This window comes from Streptomyces venetus, assembly GCF_039540295.1.
GTDB lineage: Bacteria > Actinomycetota > Actinomycetes > Streptomycetales > Streptomycetaceae > Streptomyces > Streptomyces venetus.
On record NZ_BAABET010000001.1, the window covers coordinates 369,186 to 390,986 of the forward strand.

18 protein-coding genes are annotated in these 21,801 nt (G+C 73.7%); 15 read left to right on the plus strand and 3 right to left on the minus strand.

Annotated features, from left to right (window positions below; translation table 11 throughout):
• Positions 1-159 precede the first annotated feature (159 nt).
• From ABEA82_RS01625 to ABEA82_RS01665, 9 genes are all read left to right on the plus strand, one after another.
• Complete coding sequence (locus tag ABEA82_RS01625) at positions 160-1,311, plus strand: glycosyltransferase family 4 protein (protein WP_345659503.1); 1,152 nt, start codon at positions 160-162, stop codon at positions 1,309-1,311.
• An 80-nt stretch (positions 1,312-1,391) separates the two neighbouring features.
• On the plus strand, positions 1,392-2,117 hold the full coding sequence (locus tag ABEA82_RS01630) for a class I SAM-dependent methyltransferase (RefSeq protein ID WP_345659504.1): 726 nt from the start codon (positions 1,392-1,394) through the stop codon (positions 2,115-2,117).
• Positions 2,114-6,247: an alpha-(1->3)-arabinofuranosyltransferase gene (locus tag ABEA82_RS01635; protein WP_345659505.1), complete on the plus strand. Its 4,134-nt coding sequence runs from the start codon at positions 2,114-2,116 to the stop codon at positions 6,245-6,247. Before ABEA82_RS01630 ends, ABEA82_RS01635 begins: the two co-directional genes overlap by 4 nt.
• A complete protein-coding gene (locus ABEA82_RS01640) occupies positions 6,244-7,725 on the plus strand; it encodes a condensation protein (protein ID WP_345659506.1) in 1,482 nt (493 codons plus the stop codon). The genes ABEA82_RS01635 and ABEA82_RS01640 overlap by 4 nt, the downstream gene beginning before the upstream one ends.
• Positions 7,722-8,477, plus strand: a complete 756-nt coding sequence (locus tag ABEA82_RS01645; protein ID WP_345659507.1) for a class I SAM-dependent methyltransferase — start codon at positions 7,722-7,724, stop codon at positions 8,475-8,477. Before ABEA82_RS01640 ends, ABEA82_RS01645 begins: the two co-directional genes overlap by 4 nt.
• A 15-nt stretch (positions 8,478-8,492) precedes the next feature.
• Positions 8,493-9,398, plus strand: coding sequence for a hypothetical protein (locus tag ABEA82_RS01650; RefSeq protein ID WP_345660099.1), 906 nt, complete (start codon positions 8,493-8,495; stop codon positions 9,396-9,398).
• Positions 9,395-9,616: a Trm112 family protein gene (locus ABEA82_RS01655; protein ID WP_345659508.1), complete on the plus strand. Its 222-nt coding sequence runs from the start codon at positions 9,395-9,397 to the stop codon at positions 9,614-9,616. Before ABEA82_RS01650 ends, ABEA82_RS01655 begins: the two co-directional genes overlap by 4 nt.
• On the plus strand, positions 9,613-10,440 hold the full coding sequence (locus tag ABEA82_RS01660) for an FkbM family methyltransferase (RefSeq protein ID WP_345659509.1): 828 nt from the start codon (positions 9,613-9,615) through the stop codon (positions 10,438-10,440). Before ABEA82_RS01655 ends, ABEA82_RS01660 begins: the two co-directional genes overlap by 4 nt.
• Positions 10,406-11,014 carry a hypothetical protein gene (locus ABEA82_RS01665; RefSeq protein WP_345659510.1) on the plus strand — a complete coding sequence of 203 codons (609 nt, stop codon included), beginning with the start codon at positions 10,406-10,408 and terminating at the stop codon, positions 11,012-11,014. Before ABEA82_RS01660 ends, ABEA82_RS01665 begins: the two co-directional genes overlap by 35 nt.
• A gap of 31 nt (positions 11,015-11,045) precedes the next feature.
• Here the strand turns inward: ABEA82_RS01665 and ABEA82_RS01670 are convergent, their stop codons facing one another.
• Positions 11,046-12,416 carry an MFS transporter gene (locus ABEA82_RS01670; RefSeq protein WP_345659511.1) on the minus strand — a complete coding sequence of 457 codons (1,371 nt, stop codon included), beginning with the start codon at positions 12,414-12,416 and terminating at the stop codon, positions 11,046-11,048.
• A gap of 56 nt (positions 12,417-12,472) precedes the next feature.
• Positions 12,473-13,351: an ATP-grasp domain-containing protein gene (locus ABEA82_RS01675; RefSeq protein ID WP_345659512.1), complete on the minus strand. Its 879-nt coding sequence runs from the start codon at positions 13,349-13,351 to the stop codon at positions 12,473-12,475.
• A gap of 156 nt (positions 13,352-13,507) precedes the next feature.
• On the opposite strand from ABEA82_RS01675, the gene ABEA82_RS01680 reads away from it, so the two are divergent.
• A complete protein-coding gene (locus ABEA82_RS01680) occupies positions 13,508-14,584 on the plus strand; it encodes a MerR family transcriptional regulator (RefSeq protein ID WP_345659513.1) in 1,077 nt (358 codons plus the stop codon).
• Between the two features lie 25 nt (positions 14,585-14,609).
• Here the strand turns inward: ABEA82_RS01680 and ABEA82_RS01685 are convergent, their stop codons facing one another.
• On the minus strand, positions 14,610-15,317 hold the full coding sequence (locus ABEA82_RS01685) for a FadR/GntR family transcriptional regulator (protein ID WP_345659514.1): 708 nt from the start codon (positions 15,315-15,317) through the stop codon (positions 14,610-14,612).
• A 199-nt stretch (positions 15,318-15,516) separates the two neighbouring features.
• On the opposite strand from ABEA82_RS01685, the gene ABEA82_RS01690 reads away from it, so the two are divergent.
• From ABEA82_RS01690 to ABEA82_RS01710, 5 genes are all read left to right on the plus strand, one after another.
• Entirely contained in the window at positions 15,517-16,857 is a 1,341-nt protein-coding gene (locus tag ABEA82_RS01690) for an SLC13 family permease (RefSeq protein ID WP_345659516.1), read from the plus strand.
• A gap of 47 nt (positions 16,858-16,904) precedes the next feature.
• Positions 16,905-18,350 carry an acyl-CoA synthetase gene (locus ABEA82_RS01695; protein ID WP_345659517.1) on the plus strand — a complete coding sequence of 482 codons (1,446 nt, stop codon included), beginning with the start codon at positions 16,905-16,907 and terminating at the stop codon, positions 18,348-18,350.
• Positions 18,343-19,683, plus strand: coding sequence for a carboxyl transferase domain-containing protein (locus tag ABEA82_RS01700; protein WP_345659518.1), 1,341 nt, complete (start codon positions 18,343-18,345; stop codon positions 19,681-19,683). Before ABEA82_RS01695 ends, ABEA82_RS01700 begins: the two co-directional genes overlap by 8 nt.
• Before the next feature lie 81 nt (positions 19,684-19,764).
• Positions 19,765-20,103: a CU044_2847 family protein gene (locus tag ABEA82_RS01705; protein WP_345660100.1), complete on the plus strand. Its 339-nt coding sequence runs from the start codon at positions 19,765-19,767 to the stop codon at positions 20,101-20,103.
• The gene (locus ABEA82_RS01710) at positions 20,100-21,788 is read left to right on the plus strand and encodes a VMAP-C domain-containing protein (RefSeq protein WP_345659519.1); all 1,689 of its coding nucleotides are present in this window, start codon (positions 20,100-20,102) and stop codon (positions 21,786-21,788) included. Before ABEA82_RS01705 ends, ABEA82_RS01710 begins: the two co-directional genes overlap by 4 nt.
• Positions 21,789-21,801: the final 13 nt, after the last annotated feature.

A 21,801-nucleotide genomic window follows, 5' to 3' on the forward strand; every position in this document is an offset into this window, starting at 1 on the left:
GTCCGGGCGAAAACTGTCCAACCCCACCCGAGCACAACCCGTCCACACTCCCCTCCCAGGAAGATCCCAGGCCCCCCACAGGCCGACTTCTCCGCGACGACCACACCCCCCACGTTTCCCCACGCTGATTTCCGCACCCCGAGACGAGTTGGAGCACCCATGCCCCAGCACGTACCGTCCTCGCTGCGCGCCACGCTCCCGGGCGTGCCGCAGCACCCCCCGGCGCTCCCCCCACATCCGCGCCGGATCGTCTTCCTCGCTCATCGCGATCTGGACAACCCGTCCGCCGGCGGCTCCGAGCTGCTGGTCGACAAGCTCGCCGACGGCCTGACCCGCCTGGGCCACCAGGTGACCCTGCTGTGCGGGGGCCCCGCGGCCTTCCGCGACTACCGGGTCGTGTCGGCGGGCGGCCCGTACGGCCACTATCTGCGCGCCCGGTCCGCCTTCGCCCGCCAGGTCGGTGACTGCGATCTGCTGGTCGAGGTGTGCAACGGCATGCCGTACCTGGCGCCGCTGTGGCACCAGGGGCCCACGCTGTGCCTGGTCAACCACGTCCATACGGACCTGTGGTCGATGCGCTTCGGCGGACCGCTGGCCCCGGCCGCGAAGATCGGCCGAAGACTCGAGCACTGGGCGCTGACCGGGGCGCGGCAGCGCGGCCTGCTGGTCGCCGTGTCGTCCTCGACGGCCCATGCGCTGCGGGAGATCGGGGTCGAGCGGGAGCGGATCCGGGTCGTGCACAACGGGGTCGAGGAGCCGGGGCCGAGAGCGGACCGGTCGCCGGAGCCGTTGTTCGTCGCCGTCGGGCGGCTCGTCGAGTACAAGCGGATCGATCTGCTGCTGCGGTTGTGGGAGCGGGTGCGGCCGGTGACCGGCGGGCGGTTGGTGATCGTCGGGGACGGGCCGGAGCGGGAACGCCTGGAGCGACTCGCCGGTCCCGGTGTGGAGTTCACCGGGTACGTGTCCGAGGCCGAGAAGCACCGGCTGCTGTGTGCCGCCTGGTTGTTGCTGCACCCCTCCGCCGTGGAGGGGTGGGGGCTGGTCGTGACGGAGGCCGCGGCTCGGGAGACGCCGAGTGTGGCCTTCGACGTGCCCGGGCTCAAGGACTCCGTGGTGGACGGTGAGACCGGGGTTCTCGCGCAGGGTGAGTCGTCGTTCGCCGCGGCGTGGTGTGCGCTGGCCCTGGCCGGGCGGCGGCGGGAGTTGATGGGGAAGGCGGCACGGGAGCGGGCGGCACGGTTTCGGTGGGATCGGACTGTGCGGCAGTTTCGGGTTGTTGCCGCGGAGGCGGTGAGGGGCTGGGCCCCGTGACACCGCCCGTGCGCCCACGCGGCGGAGCCGCACATGTCACAGCCCCGCGCCCCCAAGAAGGCACCTCCCGGCGCCGCGGTGTGAAAGATCCATCCCTTCGACGCTCGGTCGCCCTGTTCCGTGCCTTCCTTCATGAGCAGGGTGATCCCGAGGGCTGCTACTCGTTGCTCGCGCGGGACGCCGTCGATCAGGTGGAGGCGTACGACGGGCCCGTGGACGGGCGTACCGTCCTGGATGTCGGTGGAGGCGGCGGGTACTTCACCGCGGAGTTCCGGCGGCGCGGGGCGCACGCGTTTCTCTTCGAGCCGGACATGGCCGAGTTGGGCGAGAAGCCGCCCGACAGCACAGTCGTCGCCGACGGCTACCTGCTGCCCCTCCGGGACGGTATCGCCGACGTCACCTTCTCCTCCAACGTGCTGGAGCACGTGGCCGATCCGGAGACGTTCCTCAGTGAGCTGGCCCGGGTGACCCGGCCGGGCGGGCTGATCTACGTGTCGTTCACCAACTGGCTGTCGCCGTGGGGCGGGCACGAGTGGGCCCCGTGGCACTACTTCGGCGCCGAGCGGGCCCGGGCCCGGTATCTGCGGCGGACCGGCAGGCCCGCCAAGCACACGCTCGGCGAGAACCTGTTCGCGGTGCACATCGGCTCCACCCTGCGGCAGGTGCGTGCCCGGGACGACGTCACGGTCGTCTCGGCGCGCTCCCGCTACTGGCCGTTCCTCGCGGAGGCCGTCGTCAAGGCGCCCGGGATCCGCGAGTTCGCCACCTGGAACCTCCTCCTCATCCTGCGGCGGTGTCCTACATGACAACCACGGTCCAGGCTCCTCCACCGGCAGCCGTCCCCACCACCGCCACCGCGGCGGGGCCGCCCGAGGGCCCCCGGTCGCGGCGCTGGCTGCTGGGTTTCTGGGCCGTGGTGTTCGTGCTGTTCCTGGTGGTGCACCCGGGACGGCAGACCTTCGACACCAAGCTGGGTGTCACGGTCGACCCGGGTCAGTTCCTCGCCGATCTGGGGCAGTTGTGGCACGACCGGGCCGGGTTCGGCGGGATCCAGGACCAGTACGTCGGCTACCTGTGGCCGATGCTGCCGTTCTACTGGCTGTGCGATCTCGTACGGCTGCCGGTGTGGCTGGCGGAGCGGCTGTGGCTGTCGGTCGTCGTGTCCGTCGCCTTCTGGGGTGCGCTGCGGCTGGCCGAGCGGCTGCGGGTGGGGAGCGGGGCTTCGCGGTTACTGGGGGCCGTGGCGTATGCGCTGTGGCCGCTGTTCACGACCGTCATCGGGTCGACGTCGGCCGCGGCGCTGCCCGGCGCGTTCCTGCCGTGGGTGCTGCTGCCGCTGACGACCGAGCGGTACGCCGCCCGGGTCGCGGCCCTGCGGTCGGCGCTGCTCGTGCCGTTCATGGGTGGGGTGAACGCCTCGGCGACCCTGGCGTCCCTGCTGCCCGTCGGGCTGTACCTGCTGTCCAGACCGCCCGGGCCGCGGCAGCGCAAGCTGATCGCCTGGTGGGCCCCGGCCGTGCTCGTGGTGACGGCCTGGTGGTGGGTGCCGCTGCTGCTGCTCGGCGTCTACGGCGAGAACTTCCTGCCCTACATCGAGACGTCGCAGACGACCACGGACACCATGTCGGCGACCGAGGCGCTGCGCGGCGCCGGGAACTGGGTCGCCTATCTGCACTTCGGTGAGGCGTGGCTGCCCGCGGGGTGGGCCGTGGCCTCGTCGGTCGTGGTGATCGTGGGCTCGGCGCTCGCCGCCGGGCTGGGGCTCGCGGGTCTCGCCCGGCGGGACATGCCCGAGCGGCGGTGGCTCGTGCTGACCGTGCTGGTGACGGCGCTGGTGCTGCTCGCCGGGTACGGCGGGGCGTTCGGGGCGCCGTTCCACGGGGTCGTGCAGGGCTGGCTGGACGGCTGGCTGTCGCCGTTCCGCAACATCTACAAGTTCCAGACGGGACTGGCGCTGGCGCTCGTGCTGGGCCTGGCGCATCTGGTGGGTGTGGCGGCCGAGACGCGCGGTGCCCGGCCGGTGCGCGGGCGGCGTTTCGCCCCACTGGTCGCGGCCGTGCTGATCCTGCCGGGGCTGCTGTGGCCGTACCTCAACGGCTCGATCCTCAACCCGGGTTCGTTCCAGAAGCTGCCGGCGTACTGGCAGGCCACCGCCGACTGGCTGGACAAGTACTCGCCCGACTCGCGGGCCCTGGTGGTCCCGGCCACCGCGCACGGCATGTACACGTGGGGCTCGCCGATCGACCAGCCGCTGGACGTGCTCGCGGAGTCCCGCTGGGCGCAGCGCGACTACGTGCCGTTCGGCACACCGGGCAACCGGCGGGCGATGGACGCGGTCGAGCAGGCGCTGATGACGGGCTCCGAAGTGCCGGGCCTGGCAGACTACTTGAGCCGGGCGGGGCTGTACTACGTCGTCGTACGCAACGACCTCGATCCGGACCAGATCGGGTCCGTGCCGACCGCGACCGTGAAGCGCACGCTGGAGCAGTCGGGGTACGAGCGGGTGACGGGGCTGGGGCCGGTGATGACCGGCGGTCGGATCGCCCAGGACGCCCCGCTCCAGGTCGAGGGACTGTACGCGCGGCAGCGGGCCGTGGAGATCTACCGGCCGACCGGGGAGGACGTGGCACGCCCCGGGCAGGCGGGGCTGCTCCCGGTCTCCGACACGGCCGTGGTGTCCGGCGGCCCGGAGGCGCTGCTGCCGCTGGCGTCCCGGCTGCGCGGGCGGCCGGCCGTCCTGACCGGCGACAACCACCCGGGGCTCGGCACTCCGGCCGTGCAGGTGCTGGGCGACGGGATGCGGCGCGCCGACACCCGGTTCGGCCTGGTCAACGCCAACACGTCGTACACGTACACGCGGGACGAGCGCAACGCGCCCGACGGTCAGCAGGACCCGGGTGAGAAGCCGCGGCAGATCCTGCCCGTCGAGGGGTCCGGCCACCAGACGGTGGCCGAACTGCGCGGCGCCCGCTCGGTGACGGCGTCCTCGTACGGCAACTGGCTCTTCCACCTGCCGCAGTTCGACCCGGTCAACGCCTTCGACGGCAATCCGGACACGGCCTGGACGGAGGGCGCGCCGGACACGCCGGACGGGCAGTGGCTGCGCATCGGCTTCACCGGCTCCTACACCATGCCGTCCTCCTTCAAGGTCACGCCGTTGCCGCAGGAGAGCGTGCGGGCGGCGGCGACGAAGGTGCGGGTAGAGACGGAGAAGGGCTCGCGGACCAGCTTCCTCCAGCCGAACGGCACGACCCAGCGGATCAAGGCACCCGAGGGCGCCACGCGGTGGATGAAGCTGACGATCGTGGACTCGGTCGAGCGGCGGGCCGGTCTCACGGGAGCGGGGTTCTCCGAGATCGACCTGCCGGACGTGCGGGTGACCCGGCTGCTGCGGCTCCCGACGGACGCGCACGACGCGACATCGGACGCCACGGTCGTCTCCCTGCACCGGGCGTCCGACCCGACCGGCCTCTCCGCGACCGGCACCGAGGCCGGCCTGCACCGTCGCTTCACGACACCGGCCGGCGGGACGTACGAGGTGACGGCGAGCGCGGTCCCGGTGCCGGGCGAGGAACTCGACCGGCTGCTGTACGAGGTCGCGCCGGAGCAGCAGTCCCGGATCGTCGCCACGGCCGACTCCACGGCGAGCCTCGGCGCGGGCCTCACGACACGCAACCTCACCGACGGCGACCTGACGACGGCGTGGATCGCGGGCGACCGGCCGACGATCCATCTGAGCTGGGAGGGCAAGCAGCCGGTCGGCGAACTGGTGCTGGCACCCGCCGGGGGGCTGTCCACCCGCGCGTCCGAGGTGCACATCAGCTCCCCGGACGGCGCGGCGATCGCCGCTGTCGACGAGAACGGCTGGGTCCGCTTCCCGCCGATCACCACGGACCGGCTCGACGTCACGATCACCGGGACCGCCCCGCTGACCCTGCACAACCCGGTCGCCGACGAGGATCTGCGCCTCCCGGTGGGCCTGACGGAGGCGTACCTCCCGGCCCTCGACCAGTACCGAACCCCGCAGCCGGACGGCACCCGGAAGTTCTCCCTGCCGTGCGGCAAGGGCCCTGACGTGGCACTGGACGGCGAGCTCTACCAGACGGGTGCGAAGGGAACGGTCCAGGACCTCGTGGAGCGGCGGTCCGTCGAGCTCACGCTGTGTCAGCGGGGGCGGGACGACAGCGAGGTGGAGCTCGGGTCGGGCGAGCACCGGCTGGAGGGCGGTGACGCCGGTCCGCTCGCGCTGACCGACGTGACACTGGCCCGCGGGACGGTCCCTAAGGCCGCCGCGGCCGGGCGCGAGCTGCGGGTGCGGGACTGGCTGGGCGACCGGCGCGAGGTGACGGTCGGCTCGGGCGCGGCCTCGTACCTGACCACGTACGAGAACCACAACGACGGCTGGAAGGCCACGCTGAACGGCAAGGAGCTCGCCCCGCTGCGGCTGGACGGCTGGCAGCAGGGCTGGCGGATCCCCGCCGGGGCGGGCGGCACGGTCAAGCTGTCGTACGAACCGGCCACGACCTACGACGCCGGTCTGATCGGCAGCGGCGCCGGCATCGCGGTGCTGCTGGGGCTGGCCCTGTGGCGCCGCCGGGCCCCCAACCCGGACGCCCCGCAACCGTCCCCGCCGCCGCCCGGCCTGTGGCTCGGCACGGTGGCGCTGACGCTGGTCGGGGTGGTGATCGCGGGCTGGTTCGCGCTGCTGGTCCCGGCGCTGGCGCTCTTGGCCTCGCGGCGGCACACGCTGCTGGTGCCGATCGCGTTCGTGGCCCTGGCGGGTGCGGGGGTCGCGGCGGCGACCGGGGCCGGTGAGCCGGTGGGCGCGGGCGACGGCGCGTTCGGCCACGTGGCCCAACTGCTGGCGTTGATCGGCCTGTTCGCGGGCCTGGTGAGCCTGCGCGAGCCCGCCCCGGAGAGGACCGACCCCGCATGACGTCTCCGACCCGCATCCCCTTCCCGGTGGTGGACGAGGTCTCCCGGCACTGCCTCCAGGAGGAGGAACCGGAAACCGTCCACATCGAGGTCCACCTGCCCGGCCCGCTCGACGAGCCCCGCTTCCGCAAGGCGTTCACGGAGGCCCTGCACCGGCATCCGCGGATCCTCATGCGGGAGGCACAGGGCCCTTGGTACCGACGCCGCTACGAGTGGGAGCTGACGCGAGAGCCGGACACGGAGGCGATCACCTTCACACCGCCGGACCCGCGCGCGTTACAGGACGCCAGAACCCGGTCCCTGACAGAGGCCCCACCCCTGTCGATGTCACCGCCGATACGCCTGGAGGTAGTCGCCCTAGCTGCGGGCAGTCGTGCCGCTGGGGCGATGGGGGTCCCCCCTGCTCATGGGGGTCCCCCCTGTTCGAGCGCAGCCGAGAACTTGGGGGAGAAGCCGAGAGCTTGGGGGAGGGTGGGCGATGGGGGTACCCCCTGCTCGAGCGAAGCCGAGAGCTTGGGGGAGGCACCCCGCGACGCCGGGCCGCGCGACGCCCCGCCCCCAGCCCCGACACCCAGCACCACCCAAGGCACAGTCCTGGTCCTCACCATCAACCACACCGCCCTGGACGGCCCGGCCTGCCTCCGCATACTCGCCACCGCCGCGGAGCTCTACAGCGGCAGTGACAACTCCCCCACCGCACCCCCCACCCGTACACCCCGAGCCCCTCAGGAAGCCCCTGCCATCCCGACCAGCTGGTCGCCCCCCGCCCGGGTCGCACAAGGCACACCGGAACCGTCCCCCGGCAACGGCGTGCTCGTCACCGAACTCCCCCTGCCCCACCGCCCCAAGGGCTCCCCCTACACCGTCAACGACCAGCTCATGGTCACCACGGCCCTGACCATCGCCCACTGGAACCGGGAGCACGGCATCCGCCCCCGCCGCCCGCTCCGCATCACCATGCCCGTGGACGACCGCCCCCGCGACACCACGATGCCCATCGGCAACGGCACCCGCCTCGTCGAAGTACCGTTTCTCCCAACGGAGTTGCACGTCACCGACATGCCCGCCCTGCTCCGCCGCACCGCGGAGCGGACCCGCGCCCTCAAGTCCCTGCCGCGCCCCCAGCTGGGCCATGGCGCCACCCTCCTCACCGCCCCCTGGGCACCCGTCGCCGTCCGCGCCGCCCTCACCCGCACCCTGCGCAGGGCCGCCGCGCCCTGGACCTCGACGACCTTGCTCAGCAACATCGGCCGTATCCCGTACCCCCTGGACTTCGGCGCGGAGGCGGGCCGCGCGCACGCGGTGTGGTTCTCGGCCCCGGCCCGGATGCCGCGCGGCCTCACCGTCACCACCGCCTCCACCGCCGGCCGCCTCCACCTGGCCCTGCGCTGGTCCCGGGCCCTGCTCAGCCACGGCGACGGCGCCCACCTCCGCGACCTCTTCGAGCACTATCTGCGCACCACGGAGGTGACCCCGTGAAGACGACGGCCTCGACGGCCTCCACCACCGCTCCCCCGCCCCGCGGCCTGCGCGACTTCTACGAGAACCCGGCCGTGCCGGTCGCCTCCGGCACCCCGCGCGGTATCCGCCAGGCCCGCATGCTGGCCCGGGCCCTCGGCCCGGCCGCCGACGGCACCCGCACCGTCGTCGACATCGGCTGCGGCGACGGCACCGCCGCCGCCACCGCCGCGCCCTTCCTCCCCGGCCATCGCATCGTCGGCGTCGACTGGTCCCAGGACGCCCTGCGCCGCGCCCGCACCCGCGTCCCGTACGCGGTGCGCGGTGAACTCACCGGCGGCGGTCTGCCGTTCGCCACCGAGTCGGCCGACGCCGTGCTGTTCAGCGAGGTGATCGAGCACCTCGTCGATCCGGACGCCGCGCTGGACGAGATCCGCCGGATCCTGCGGCCCGGCGGGCATCTGATGCTGTCCACGCCGAATCTGGCCGCCTGGTACAACCGCGCCCTGCTGCTGGCCGGTGTGCAGCCGGTCTTCTCGGAGGTCAGTCTGCGCGGCATCCACGGCCGGCCGGGCAAGGAGGTCGTGGGACACCTGCGCCTCTACACCGCCCGCGCGCTCAAGGAGTTCGTCGCCGCGTCCGGGTTCGAGGTCGTACGGCTCGACGGCGCCCCCTTCCACGGCGTACCGCGCCCGCTGCGGCCCCTGGACCGGCTGGCCTGTGCCCGGCCGCGGCTCGCGTCGATCCTGCTGCTGCACGCCAGGAGGACGTAGCCCATGTGGTGGGGAGTGGCCGCGGCGCTGCTGGCGAACACCCTGTACAGCCTGGGCTTCGTGCTGGAGAAACGGGCGCTCACCGCCCTCCCCGAGGTGACGATCCGGGAGCCGGCCCGGCTGCTGCGCCTCGTCCTCGGCAGCCCTCTGTGGATCGGCGGTTCGCTCTCCCTGGCCGCCGGTTTCGGAGCGCAGCTCGTCGTCTACCGCACGCTGCCGATCGCCGCCGCGCAAGGCATCTTCGTCTCCGGTCTGGTGCTGCTCGTGCTGCTGTCGGCGCGGCTGCTCGGGGAGGAGACGAGCGGCCGGGAGCGGTACGCGCTGGGCGCGATCCTGCTCGCGCTTTTGATGGTGGTGCTGTCGCTGCGCGAGAGCGCGGACCGGGTCGGCCAGGAGGCGCCCTATCCGTTGATCCTGCTGGTGTGCGTGCCGTCGCTGGCGGCCGGGGTGTGGCTGTACGGCTCCGCGGAGCGGCGGGCCCGCAACCGGCACCGGCGTCCGACGACCGGCGTCGAGTACGGCGTGGCGGTGGGCCTGCTGTACGGCGTCAGCTCGCTGGCCATCAAGGGCGTGTCGAGCCGTCTGACGACCAGCGGGATCGGCGGTGCGGTCCTGGGCCTGCTGAGCTCCCCGTATCCGTATCTGCTGTTGTTCACCGGTGTGTTCGGCCTGGTGATGTCGCAGGCCGCGCTCCAGCGCTGCCGGGCCTCGCTGATCGTGCCGGTGTGCACGACCGTGACCTCTCTGTTCACTGCGGTGCTCGGCACGCTGTCGTTCGGCGAGGCCCTGCCGGGCGACCCGCTGCGGCTCGCGCTGCGAGTGGCGGGCACGGCCCTCGCGGTCGCCGTGCTGCTGACCATGCCGAAGCACGACGACGCTCCCCGACCCGCCCCACCCGCCAAGGAGTTGGCCTCACCGTGAAGCCCGACGACCCACTGCTGAAGATCCTGGCCTGCCCGCTCGACAAGGGCCCGCTGCGTCTGCTGGCCGAGACGGCCGGGCAGGAGGAGGCGCTGTACAACCCGCGTCTGCAACGCCGCTATCCGATCGTCGACGGCATCCCGCAGTTGCTGCCCTCCTCGGGCGAACAGGTGCCGGACGACGAACACGAGGAACTCCTCAGGAGGATGGCGCCGTGACCAGTCTGGCCGCCCGCCTCGCGCCCCTCCTGCCCACGCGTCTGGTGGCCGCGACGGCCCGGGCGCTGTATCCCCGGTTCGAACCGGAGCTGGCCCGGCTCGCCGAGTTGTGCCCGCCGGAGTGCGGCACGGCGGTGGACGTCGGCGGCTGGTACGGGCCCTGGACGCACCGGCTGTCCGGTCTCGCCGAGCATGTCGTGACGATCGAACCGGTGCCCCATCTGGCCCGGCTGCTGGCAGCCGGGGCCCCGCCGAACGTTCGGGTGATCCGTGCCGCGGCCTCGGACCGGCCGGGCATCGCCCGGCTGTGGCTGCCGTCGGACGACTCGGGCGACCGGGGTGTGTCGTCGCTGGTGCGGCGCGACATCCACGGCCGGGCGCTGGACGTCCCCTGCGTCACGCTGGACGAGCTGGGGCTGCGCGACGTCGGCTTCGTCAAGATCGACGTGGACGGCAACGAGCCGGCGGTGCTGCGCGGCGCGACGGGCCTGCTGGCCCGGGACCGCCCGGCCCTGTTCGTGGAGCTGGAGTCCCGCATCCAGCCGATCGCGCCGGTGGTGACGTACCTGTCCCTGCTGGGCTACGACGGCTGGGTCCTGCCCCGCGACACCTGGGTGCCGCTGGCGAAGTTCCCCCTGGAGGACCACCAGGCCGGCGCCTCCCACGTCGTCTCCCACGGTCTGCTCCGCCGTGTGCTGCCCTCCCCCGTCCTCAGGGGCCCGCGTTACGTCAACTCGGTCCTCTTCCTGCCGGACGGCCGCCGCCCGGGCTCCGCCCCGGTGGGCGACGATGGGTCCCATGCCCTCCGGAAAGCGCCCCGCTAGCCCCTTCACCCCGCTCGACTTCCAGTTGGTGCTGCTGCGCCGCATGGCCGACCACAACCCCGGCCTGGTCGAGGACGCCCGCCACGAGCTGGGGGTGTCCCTCGCGGACATGCGCGAGGCGAACAAGCGCTGGCAGGCGATGGTCCGCTCGCCGCGCTCCCGCGCGCCCCTCTCCCGGTACCGTTCGGTCCTCGGCGAACCGGAGTCCCGCACCGCCCGCCGGATCGGCGACCTGGACTGCGAGGCCTGGCTCTGGCCCGTGCCGCTCTGGCCCGATCTGCGGTTCGAGGTCCTGACCGCCCCGAACGGCGCCGTGTGGAACGAGTGGCTGGTCCGCGCCCCGGGCGCCAAGGGTCCCGAGTTGCGCACGCTCGACGATCTGACCCCCTGGTGCTGCACGGTCGACGAAGTGGCCCGCGCCTTCGCCCCGGCCCGCCCCCTGGAGGGCACGGCACCGACCCGGTGGGGGCTGGCGTTCACCGCGCCGGACGCGCGGGGCGTGCCGAGGGAGGTCGTCGCGGAGTTCACCTGGGGTCTGTTGCAGCGGGTGGGCGTCACCGGCCGTCCGGGCTGAGACGCTCCGACCCGGTCGAGAGCCGGGGGCCTCAGGCCATCACGGGCTGCCCGGCCTTCGGGGGCACGCAGCGCCACGCGAGGCCCGCGGCGGCCAGGTAAGCCGCGGCCCCGATGAGCATGCCGGTGCGGATCCCGGTGCCGTAGTTCGAGGCGGAGGCGAGCAGGCTGCCGCCGAGTGCCACGCCGGTGGCGCTGCCGACCTGGCGGGTGGTGTTGAACAGGGCGGAGGCGGCCCCCGAGTAGGCCTGGGGGGCCGCGCCCATCACGGTGGCGGTCGAGCCGGTGAGGGCGAACGACGTGCCGAAGCCGGCGGCCATCATCGGGAGCACCAGGAGCCCGTAGGCGGGGTCGGCGCCCGCGGCGGCCCAGCCGGCCAGGCCCAGCGCGGCCAGGAGCATGCCGGAGACGACCAGGGGCCGGTCGCCGGTGCGGCGGCTGAGCCGGCCGGACAGGACGGAGGCGAACATGGTCATCGCCACGGCCGGGAAGAGGGCGAGACCGGTGCCGAGGGCGCTGTAGCCACGCTGGTGCTGGAACTCCAGGCTGGCGGTGAACACCATGCCGTAGAAGCCGAAGTTGAACAGCAGGCCGATGACGGCGCCGCCGCTCATGGCGCGTGCGCGCAGCAGGCTCAGTGGGAGGGCGGGAGAGCGGGCCAGCCGCTCGCGCAGGCCGAAGGCCGCGGCGGACAGCACGGCCAGGCCCAGCCCGGCGAGGACGGCCGGGTCGGACCAGCCGCGCCGTCCGGCCTCGTTGAGCGCCGCGGTCAGCAGTGCCACCGCCGCGACGACCGCGACCTGCGCCGGCCAGTCCAGGGCCCGGTCGGCGCGCCGGGGCGAGCGCGCCACGTGCCGCAGCGTCAGCGCCAGGCAGACCGCCCCGACGGGCAGGTTGATGAGGAACACCCAGCGCCAGCCCACCGTGGAGACGAGCAGCCCGCCGAGCAGTGGTCCGGCGGAGGCCGCGATGCCCGCCATGGAACCCCACAGCCCGAAGGCCCGCGAGCGTGCGGCCCGCTCCGGGTAGGACTGCTGGAGCAGCGCCAGCGAGCCGGGCACGATCAGTGCCGCGCCGAGCCCCTCCACCAGCCGCGCCACCACCAGGAAGGGGGCGTTGGGCGCGAGGGCGCAGGCCGCCGAGGACACGGTGAACACCGTCACGCCCGCGCAGAACACCCGGCGGTTGCCGAGCCGGTCGCCCAGCGCGCCGCCGGTCAGCAGGAACCCGGCGAAGACCAGGGTGTACCCGTCGGTGATCCACTGGATGCCGGTGAGCGAGGCCGACAGCTCCCGGCCGATCACCGGAACGGCGACGTTGATGACCGTCACGTCCAGGATCACCATGAAGTACCCGGCGCACACCGCGAGCAGCGGTGCCCAGGAGTGTCGCTCGGAGGGCATGGTGCTACCACTACACCAAAAGCCTCAAAGAGGGGCGTACGCCCCACAGGTGGTGGTCAGCAGGCGGCGGCCAGGATCGCCTTCACGACCAGCGGCACGGAGTCCGGGTGCAGCCACAGGAACAGGTTCGGCTCGATCAGCTCCAGCTCCATCACGCACGGCTGCCCGTCCTCGCCGGTGACGAGGTCCACGCGCGCGTAGAGCAGCTCCGGCTGCCCGGGGACGGCGGCCAGGGCCCGCTCGGCGACGTCGAGTTCCGCTGCCGTCGGCTGCCAGGGGCGGAGGTCCGGGTGGGCGATCTTGTCGGCGTCGTACGGGGTGCCCGGCTCGAGGACGGCGCCCTTGCGGCTGGCGTGCAGCAGACGTCCGCCGAAGAACTGAAGGGCCCGCTCGCCGTGTGTCTCGATGCCGGTGAGGTACGGCTGCACCATCACGGTGAACCCCTCGGCGTGCATCCGCTCGGTCTGGCGCAGCGCGGCGTCACGCTCCCCGGCCGGGTAGCGGGCGGCGTACCGGGCGCCGGCGCCGGAGGTGGGCTTCACGACGTACTCGTGGCCGTCGGGCAGCTCGACGGGGTCGCCGGGGGCGAAGTACCGGGTGGGCACGGCGGGCACCCCGGCCTCCGCGAGCCGGCCGAGGTACCGCTTGTCGGCGTTCCACCGCACGACGTCCACGGGGTTGGCCAGCCGGGTCTCCCGCCCGCACCGCTCGGCCCAGGCCGTGAACTCCTCGGCCCGCCAGCTGTAGTCCCAGGTGGACCGTATGAGGGCGAGGTCGAACCCGGCCCAGTCCACCTCGGGGTCGTCCCAGTGGACGACGGCGGCCTCGGCCCCGGCCTCCCGCAGGGCGCCCGCGAGCACCGGCATGTCCCGGTCCTTGCTCTCCTCGCCCCGGGGGTCGTAGGTGACGAGCGCGATGCGCGGGGTGCCGGCCACGGCGACTCCATCCTCGGACGAACGATCGATCCCGGCGCAGGCTAACAAGCCGCCCGGGAACCGCGACACCCTGCTTGACCTTCACCTTCGGTGAAGCCCCAGCATCGGTGGCGGAATCAGGAAAGCGCGAGGAAAGCGCGGAGCCCAGGGGGGCGCATGGACATGCTGACGATCGGCGCGTTCGCGAAGGCCTGCCGGCTCTCGCCGAAGGCACTGCGCCTGTACGACGAGCTGGACCTGCTGCCGCCCGCCCGGGTGGACCCGGAAACCGGATACCGGTACTACGCGGTCGCGCAGCTGGAGCGGGCTCGGCTGGTGGCGTGGTTGCGGCGGCTGGGCATGCCGCTGGCCGAGATCCGCCGGGTGTGCCGGCTGCACGACCGCGACGCCACGGCCGCCGCCCGGGAGATCCGCGCCTACTGGGCACGGGTCGAGGCCGAGACGGCGCTGCGGCGGGACATCGCCGCGTTCCTGGTCGATCACCTGACGGCGGACTCGCCAGAGTCCGGAAAGGACACCGCCATGCTGGAACTTCGCTACTCCGCCCACTCGGACACCGGCCGCGTGCGCCCGGCCAACCAGGACACGGCGTACGCGGGCACGCGGCTGCTGGCCGTCGCCGACGGCTTCGGGCCGGCCGGCGGGCCCGCGAGCAGTGCCGCCGTGGAGGCGCTGCGCTTCCTGGACACGGACGAGATCCCGGCGGGCGGGGTCCTCAACCTCCTGGAGGACGCGGTACGGGGAGCGGCCGAGGCCGTCCGGGCCGTGGCCGAGGGCGCCGACGACATCGGCACGACCCTGACCGCCGCGCTGTGGACGGGCTCGCGGCTGGCCCTGGTGCACATCGGCGACTCCCGTGTCTACCTGCTGCGCGACGGCGAGCTGTTCCGTATCACCCACGACCACACGATGGTCCAGTCGATGGTGGACGAGGGCCGTCTGACCGCCGAGGAGGCCACGTCCCACCCCCAGCGTGCGCTGCTGCTGAAGGCCCTGACGGGCGGGGGCTCCGACGCGCTCCCGGACCTCCGCCTGCACGACGCCCTCCCCGGCGACCGGTATCTGCTGTGCTCCGACGGTCTGTCGGGCGTCGTCCCCGAAGACCGGATCCACGGCCTCCTCACCTCGCGGGTCACCCCGGACGAGACGGTCAAGGCCCTGGTCGGGGCGGCGAACAAGGCCGGCGGGCCGGACAACGTCAGCTGCGTCGTGGCGGACGTCGTGGCGGCGTGATCCGGACGCGGGTGTCAGCCGCGGGTCACGCCTCTTCCTCAGGTTCCCAGTCCAGCAGCCGCACCTTGGCCACCGTGGCGACGTGACGCCGCATGGCCGCGGCGGCCTGGCGGGGCTGCTGTGCGGCGATCGCGTCGAGGATGGCCTGGTGCTGGGAGAGCGAGCGGGGCGGGCGGCCGGGCTGGCGGAGGGACTCGGTGCGGCTCTCGGCGATCTGCTCGGCGATCGACCGCATGAACTCGGCGAGCAGACTGCTGTGGGCCGCCGCCGTCACGGCCGCGTGGAACAACCGGTCGCCCTCGACGCCGTGACCGCCCGCCGCGATCTCCTCCGACATGTGAGCGAGCGCCGAGCGCATCGCGGCCACGTCCTCCTCCGTGCGCCGCTCGGCCGCCAGTTCGGCCAGCTTCGTCTCCAGCGCCTCCCGGGCCTCCAGCACGTCCGGGAGGCGCCGCCGGCGTTCGACCATGCGGTCGACGGGTTCGGTGTCGAGGCTGTCCCGGACGAGGTAGGTGCCGCCGCCGTGCCGGGCCTCCACCAGGCCCTGGACCTCCAGCACCACGATCGCCTGCTTCACCGAGGCGCGGCTCACCCCGAGCCGCTGGGCCAGGTCCCGCTCGGGCGGCAACCGGTCACCGGCGCGCAGGCCGCCCTCGGCGACGTACTGGCGCAGCCGCTCCAGCACCTGTTCGTAGAGCCGCTGTTTCGTCATGGGGCGCAGGGCGTCGGTCACGAAGTCCCCCTCTCGTCGGGAGCGTAACACCGGCCTCTCGCACTGGCCGAGTGGCTGAACCAATTCTCGCCGGACCCCTTGACGCGCGCCCGGGCCGCACCCACGCTGTTCGACCAACGCACCTCAAGTGGCTCAGCCACTCGTCCACTACCGGCGGGGTGCTCCCAGTCAGCTCCGGGGCCCAAAGACGGGAGCCCGTATGTCCCCTGAACTCATCTCGATCCTCGTCCTCGTCGTGGTGTTCGTCATCGCCACCACCCGTTCCGTCAACATGGGCGCGCTCGCCTTCGCCGCCGCCTTCGGGGTCGGCGGGCTCGTCGCCGACCTCGACGCGGACGGCATCTTCGCCGGCTTCCCGGGCGACCTGTTCGTCGTCCTGGTCGGCGTCACCTACCTGTTCGCGATCGCCCGCGCCAACGGCACCACCGACTGGCTGGTGCACGCCGCCGTACGGCTCGTGCGGGGGCGGGTGGCGCTCATCCCCTGGGTGATGTTCGCGCTGACCGGCGCGCTCACGGCGATCGGCGCGGTCAGCCCGGCCGCCGTCGCGATCGTCGCCCCGATCGCCCTGAGCTTCGCGGCGCGGTACGGGATCAGCCCCCTGCTGATGGGCGCGATGGTCGTCCACGGCGCCCAGGCGGGCGGCTTCTCCCCGATCAGCATCTACGGCTCGATCGTCAACGGCATCGTCGAACGCGAGAAGCTCCCGGGCAACGAGGTGGTCCTCTTCCTGGCGTCCTTCGCGGCGAACCTGGTGATCGCGGCGGTGGTGTTCGTGGTGTGCGGCGGGATGAAGCTCTGGGCACAGGGGGCGGTGGACGAGACCCCCGCTGCGGGCAGTCGTGCCGCTGGGGCGGCACAGGTGGGCGCAGCGGCACCTGGCACCGCCCAGGTGCGGACCGCCCCGACAGCAACCCCCACGCTGAGCACGGAAACCACCACCCTCACCCCGGCCCGCACAGCCACCCTCACCTCCCTCCTCGCCCTGGTCGTAGCCGTCCTGATCTTCGACCTCGACGCCGGCCTCACCGCCATCACCCTCGCCGTCCTCCTCAGCACCGCCTGGCCGGAAGCCAGCCGCAAGGCGGTGGGCGAGATCGCCTGGCCGACGGTCCTGCTCATCTGCGGCGTCCTCACTTACGTGGGCGTCCTCGACGAGATGGGCACCATCACCTGGGCCGGCGAGGGCGTGGGCGGCATCGGCATCCCCCTGCTCGCCGCCGTCCTGCTCTGCTACATCGGCGCCCTGGTCTCGGCCTTCGCCTCCTCCGTGGGGATCATGGGCGCCCTGATCCCCCTCGCCGTGCCGTTCCTGGAGCGCGGTGAGATCGGAGCCGTCGGGATGGTCGCGGCACTCGCCGTCTCGGCGACGGTCGTCGACGTCAGCCCGTTCTCGACCAACGGCGCCCTCGTCCTCGCCGCCGCACCGGACGTCGACCGCGAGCGTTTCTTCCGGCAGCTGATGGTGTACGGAGGGATCGTGGTCGCGGTCGTCCCCGCGGCGGCGTGGCTGGTGATGGTCGTCCCCGGCTGGGGGTAGCGAGCCGATGACCAGTGGACAGGCAGACATTTAAGGAGATGTGACGCGTGACCTCCCTCTTCCCGGCCCTGACGGGCGGCTCCTGTGACCGGCCCGCCGTACGGTTCGGCGAGCGCTCGCTGACCTACGGAGAACTCGCCGCCGCGGCCGGTGCGACCGCCGCACGCATCCGGGACGCCCGCCGGGTCGCCGTCTGGGCGACCCCCACCATGGAGACCGCCGTGGCCGTCGTCGCCGCGCTGCTGGCCGGCGTGCCCGCCGTGCCGCTCAACCCGAAGTCGGGTGAGAAGGAACTCGGGCACATCCTGTCCGACAGCGCACCCGACCTGGTGCTCGCGGCACCGGACGACCAACTGCCCGCCCCCGTAGGGGACCTGCCCCGTCTCGACGTGGACGTGCACGGCACCGGACCCGTCCCCGAGGACCGCACCCGCGCGTCCGACCCGGCGCTGATCGTCTACACCTCCGGCACCACCGGCCCGCCCAAGGGCGCCGTGATCCCGCGCCGGGCGATCGCCTCGACCCTGGACGCGCTGGCCGACGCCTGGCAGTGGACCGGCGACGACGTGCTCGTCCACGGGCTGCCGCTGTTCCACGTGCACGGCCTGGTCCTGGGCACGCTCGGCCCGCTGCGGCGCGGCGGCTCGGTGCGCCACCTGGGCCGGTTCAGCACCCAGGGCGTGGCCCGGGAACTGAGCGGCGGCGCGACCATGCTGTTCGGCGTGCCGACGATGTACCACCGCATCGCGGAGGCGGTGACCGGCGACCCCGACCTGGTCAAGGCGCTGACCGGGGCGCGGCTGCTCGTGTCGGGTTCCGCCGCGCTGCCCGTGCACGACCACGGCCGGATCGCGACGGCGACCGGGCGGCGCGTGATCGAGCGGTACGGCATGACGGAGACGCTGATGAACACCAGTGTCCGGGCCGACGGCGAGGCCCGTCCGGGCACGGTCGGGGTGCCGCTGCCGGGCGTGGAGCTGCGGCTCGTCGAGGAGGACGGCTCGGAGGTCACCGGGTACGACGGGGAGACCGTCGGAGAGATCCAGGTGCGCGGCCCGAACCTGTTCACCGAGTACCTCAACCGGCCCGACGCGACCGCCGCCGCCTTCACCGCCGACGGCTGGTTCCGCACCGGCGACATGGCGGTGCGCGACCCCGACGGCTACGTCCGGATCGTCGGCCGCAAGGCCACCGACCTGATCAAGAGCGGGGGTTACAAGATCGGGGCCGGGGAGATCGAGAACGCGCTGCTGGAGCACCCGGGGGTGCGGGAGGCCGCCGTCACCGGGGAGCCGGACGCGGATCTGGGTGAGCGGATCGTGGCGTGGATCGTCCCGGCCGAGCCCCAGTCGCCGCCGTCCCTCGACGAGTTGGCGGACCACGTGGCCGGGCGTCTCGCCCCGCACAAGCGCCCGCGGGTCGTCCACCACCTCGACGCCCTGCCGCGCAACGACATGGGGAAGATCATGAAGCGGGCGCTGGGCCATGGCTGAGCGGCTCTCGGCCCGCGAGGTCGTCGCCGCCGTCACGGACGACTCGACCTTCGCGGAACTTCCCGCGGTGATACGGGACGCCAAGCCGGACGGCCCGCTCGCCTGGCCGGGCTACGACGCCTCGCGCGACCGTGCCGCCGAACGCACCGGCGAGCAGGAGTCCGTGGTCTGCGGCACCGCCCGCGTCGGAGGCGTCCGGGCCGTGCTCATCGCGTTCGAGTTCGGCTTCCTCGGCGGCTCGCTCGGCGAGCGCACCGGAGACCGGCTGGAGGCGGCGTACACGTACGCCCGGGAGCACCGCCTGCCGGTCGTGCCGCTGGTCGCCACGGGCGGCAGCCGGATGCAGGAGGGCATGCTCGCGCTGGTCCAACTCCAGCGGGTGGCCCGCCAGTCGGCGTTGACCAGGGAGGCCGGTCTCGCCCAGGTCGCGGTGGTGCGCGACCCGACGACCGGGGGCGGCTGGGCCACGCTGGGGGCGGGTGCCGACGTGGTGCTCGCGCTGCCCGGCGCCCAGGTCGGCTTCGCCGGCTCGCGGGTGCGGCCGGCCGACGCGGACCCGGCGGCGTACACGGCGGAGGCGCAGGTCGCGGCCGGGGCGGCGGACGCGGTCGTAGAGCCGAAGGAGCTGCGCGAGACGCTGGGGCGGTGGCTGCGGCTGCTGACGTGCCCGTCCGGCACGCCCGCCCCGCCGCCCGAGCCGCTCGGTGACACCGCGGTCCTGCCGGCCACGGGCTGGGACGCCGTCCGGCGGGCCCGCTCGCCCCGCCGCCCGCGCGCCGCCGCCTACCTGGACGCCTACTTCACCGAACGGGCCGCGATCAGCGGCGACCGCTGCGGCGGCACGGACCCGGACGGCATGCTGTGCGGGTTCGGCGTGCACGAGGGCCGTACGGTCGCGTACGCCGCGCAGACCGGGACGGCGACCCGCCCCGCCGGGTACCGGACCGCGGCCCGGCTGATCCGCCTCGCGGACCGGCTCGGCATCCCGGTGCTGACCCTGGTGGACACTCCGGGCGCCGCCAACGACGCGGAAGCGGAACGGCAGGGCGCGGGTGCGGCGATCGCGGACCTGTTCGGCGCGGTGGCGGGCGCCCGCACCCCGGTGACGACGCTGGTGATCGGCGAGGGCGGCTCCGGCGGCGCGCTGGCCCTGGCCGCGCCCGGCAACACCTGGGCCACTCCCGACAGTTACTTCTCGGTGATCGCGCCGGAGCTCGCGGCGGCCATCCTCAAGCGGCCGCCGCGGGAAGTGGAGGCGACGGCGGACCAACTGCGCATCCGGCCGCAGGACCTGGTGGAGCTGGGGGTGATCCGGGGGACCGTCGGGCCGTGAGGGTTCGGTGATGTCCCACGCGCCATCAAGTACCTTCCGTCACAATGGAAATGCGCAATGCGACAGGACGACGGGGGTGCCGTGGACGGAGTGGTCGAGTTCAGGACCGGTGACGGTGCGGTGGTCGCGGTCGAGGCGGTGGAGGAGCGCTCCGGTTCCCGCCTGGTCTCCCGCGGCGACGGCACGGTCCAGGCGGCCCGCACCTTCGAGGGCGCCCTGGACGGGGTGCGTGCGGCGGCGGAGTCCGCGCTGCGGGTGTTCCGGGACGGCTCGCTGCGGCCCGACGGCGTGGAGATCGAGTTCGGGGTGAAACTGTCCGCCGAGACGGGTGCGATCATCGCCAAGGGCACCGCCGAGGGCCATCTGGTGGTCAAGCTGTCCTGGTCCCCGGCCGCCCCGGAGGCCGGCGCAGCGTCATGAACAGCGCCGAGTGGCACGCCCGGATCGAATTACGGGGCCGCGTGGCCGGAGCGGGCTTCCTGGTCACCCCCAGCACGGTGCTGACCTGCGCCCATGTCGTACAGGACGGTGACGGCCTCACCGTGACGCTCACGGAGCTGCCCGGCTCCCCGCCCGTGCCGGCCCGGGTCGTCGCCCACGGCGGCTGGGCCGGCGGCAGCACCGACCTCGGTGACCTCGCCGTGCTGGAACTGGACCGGGAGCTGCCCGTCACCCCGGCCGCGCTGGCCCCGGCCGACGCGGCGCACGGCACGAGTCCCCGCAAGCTCGTCGTCTACGGCTTCCCGGCCGGCTTCGACGAGGGCACCCTCGCCGAGTACCGCGTCACCGCACCGCAGTTGATCAAACGGGAGTGGATCCAGCTGGAGGCCTGGCACCCGGGGGGCCAGCCCCTGGCTCCCGGCTTCAGCGGGGCCGCCGTCACCCTGGCCGACACCGGCGAGGTCGTCGGCATGGTCACCGCCGCGGCCGGCACCTCGGGCGTGCGCAACGGCCGGATGATGCCCACCGAGGTCATGTCCCGCTACTGGCCCGGACTCCAGGGTCTCGTCCCCACCTCGGACCACGCGAGCGCCGACCGGGCCCGGCTGCGCGCCCTGGTGGAGAAGGCGGCCCGCACGGGCGTGGACTGCGACCCGGTACGGCTCTACACCGCGGCGGCCGACCCGTTCGACCCCCCGCCGCCCGAGGAGGGGTTCGACTCGCTGTGGTCGGCGGCCCTGTTCGTGCTGTGCGAACTCGACGGGCCGGGCGCCGCGGCGACCCTGGCCCGGTTCGCCGACCGGCTGGAGGCCCTGCTGCACACCCCGGCCGTGGAGCCGGAGGCGCCCGAGTGGTCTCCCATCCTCGTCGAACTCGGGCACAGCGGCGCGGGCGACGGCCTGGTCCGCGTCGAGGTGTCCGCGCACAGCGAGGGGCGCCGGCACCCGGTGGACTCCGGCACGGTCGAGCAGCACCGGCTGCGCGCGTACGTGCGGGACCGCATCGAGGAGGCCTTCCGGTTCCTGACGCCCGGGGCCGACGAACTCGTCGCGTTCGCGCTGCCCCGGGACTGGCTGGACTGGCCCGTCGACCGCTGGGAGAGCGCCCCCGACGACGCCACCCCGCTCGGCTGCGTCTACCCGCTGGTCGTCACCGACCACGCCCGCCGCAAGGCCAGCACCCGGCACGTGCTGACCCGGGCCTGGAAGCGCCTCGACTCCCTGCCGGGCGCGCGGATGCACCGGGTGGAGTGCGGCGGGCCGGAGGAGCCCGGGCGGCTGCGGATGCGGCTGCGGCGGCCCGACGCCTGCCTCGCCGGGTTCGGCACCGCCCCGGCCGCCTCCCGCACCCGGCCGCAGTTCGACACCTCGCTCACCGCCCCGGCCCCGGTGATCGTGTGGTCGCGCGGTGGCTGCGGCTCGGGGCAGGAGGACTGCACCGGAGCGGACGGCTGCACCGGCAAGGCCTTCCTGGACGCGCTCGACGCCTGCGTCGCGGGCGTACCGCCCGCCGAACTCCCCCGCCACGTCCTGGCCCTGCGCGAGGAGGCCGCAGCGGAGGAGGACCACTGGGCCCACGGCATCCAGCTGCTGTGGGACGACCCGCGGGTCTTCACCGACCCGCACGCCGTCGCCGGGGCCCACACACGAACACCGGTGGCCTGACCCACCGGGAAGC

What these genes read in the sequence shown, in the direction of transcription:
- ABEA82_RS01625 (WP_345659503.1), top strand. Translation starts at nt 160, where the DNA reads ATGCCCCAGCACGTACCGTCCTCGCTGCGCGCCACGCTCCCGGGCGTG.
- ABEA82_RS01635 (WP_345659505.1), top strand. Translation starts at nt 2,114, where the DNA reads ATGACAACCACGGTCCAGGCTCCTCCACCGGCAGCCGTCCCCACCACC.
- ABEA82_RS01640 (WP_345659506.1), top strand. Translation starts at nt 6,244, where the DNA reads ATGACGTCTCCGACCCGCATCCCCTTCCCGGTGGTGGACGAGGTCTCC.
- ABEA82_RS01665 (WP_345659510.1), top strand. Translation starts at nt 10,406, where the DNA reads ATGGGTCCCATGCCCTCCGGAAAGCGCCCCGCTAGCCCCTTCACCCCG.
- ABEA82_RS01670 (WP_345659511.1), bottom strand. Translation starts at nt 12,416, where the DNA reads ATGCCCTCCGAGCGACACTCCTGGGCACCGCTGCTCGCGGTGTGCGCC.
- ABEA82_RS01680 (WP_345659513.1), top strand. Translation starts at nt 13,508, where the DNA reads ATGGACATGCTGACGATCGGCGCGTTCGCGAAGGCCTGCCGGCTCTCG.
- ABEA82_RS01690 (WP_345659516.1), top strand. Translation starts at nt 15,517, where the DNA reads ATGTCCCCTGAACTCATCTCGATCCTCGTCCTCGTCGTGGTGTTCGTC.
- ABEA82_RS01700 (WP_345659518.1), top strand. Translation starts at nt 18,343, where the DNA reads ATGGCTGAGCGGCTCTCGGCCCGCGAGGTCGTCGCCGCCGTCACGGAC.
- ABEA82_RS01710 (WP_345659519.1), top strand. Translation starts at nt 20,100, where the DNA reads ATGAACAGCGCCGAGTGGCACGCCCGGATCGAATTACGGGGCCGCGTG.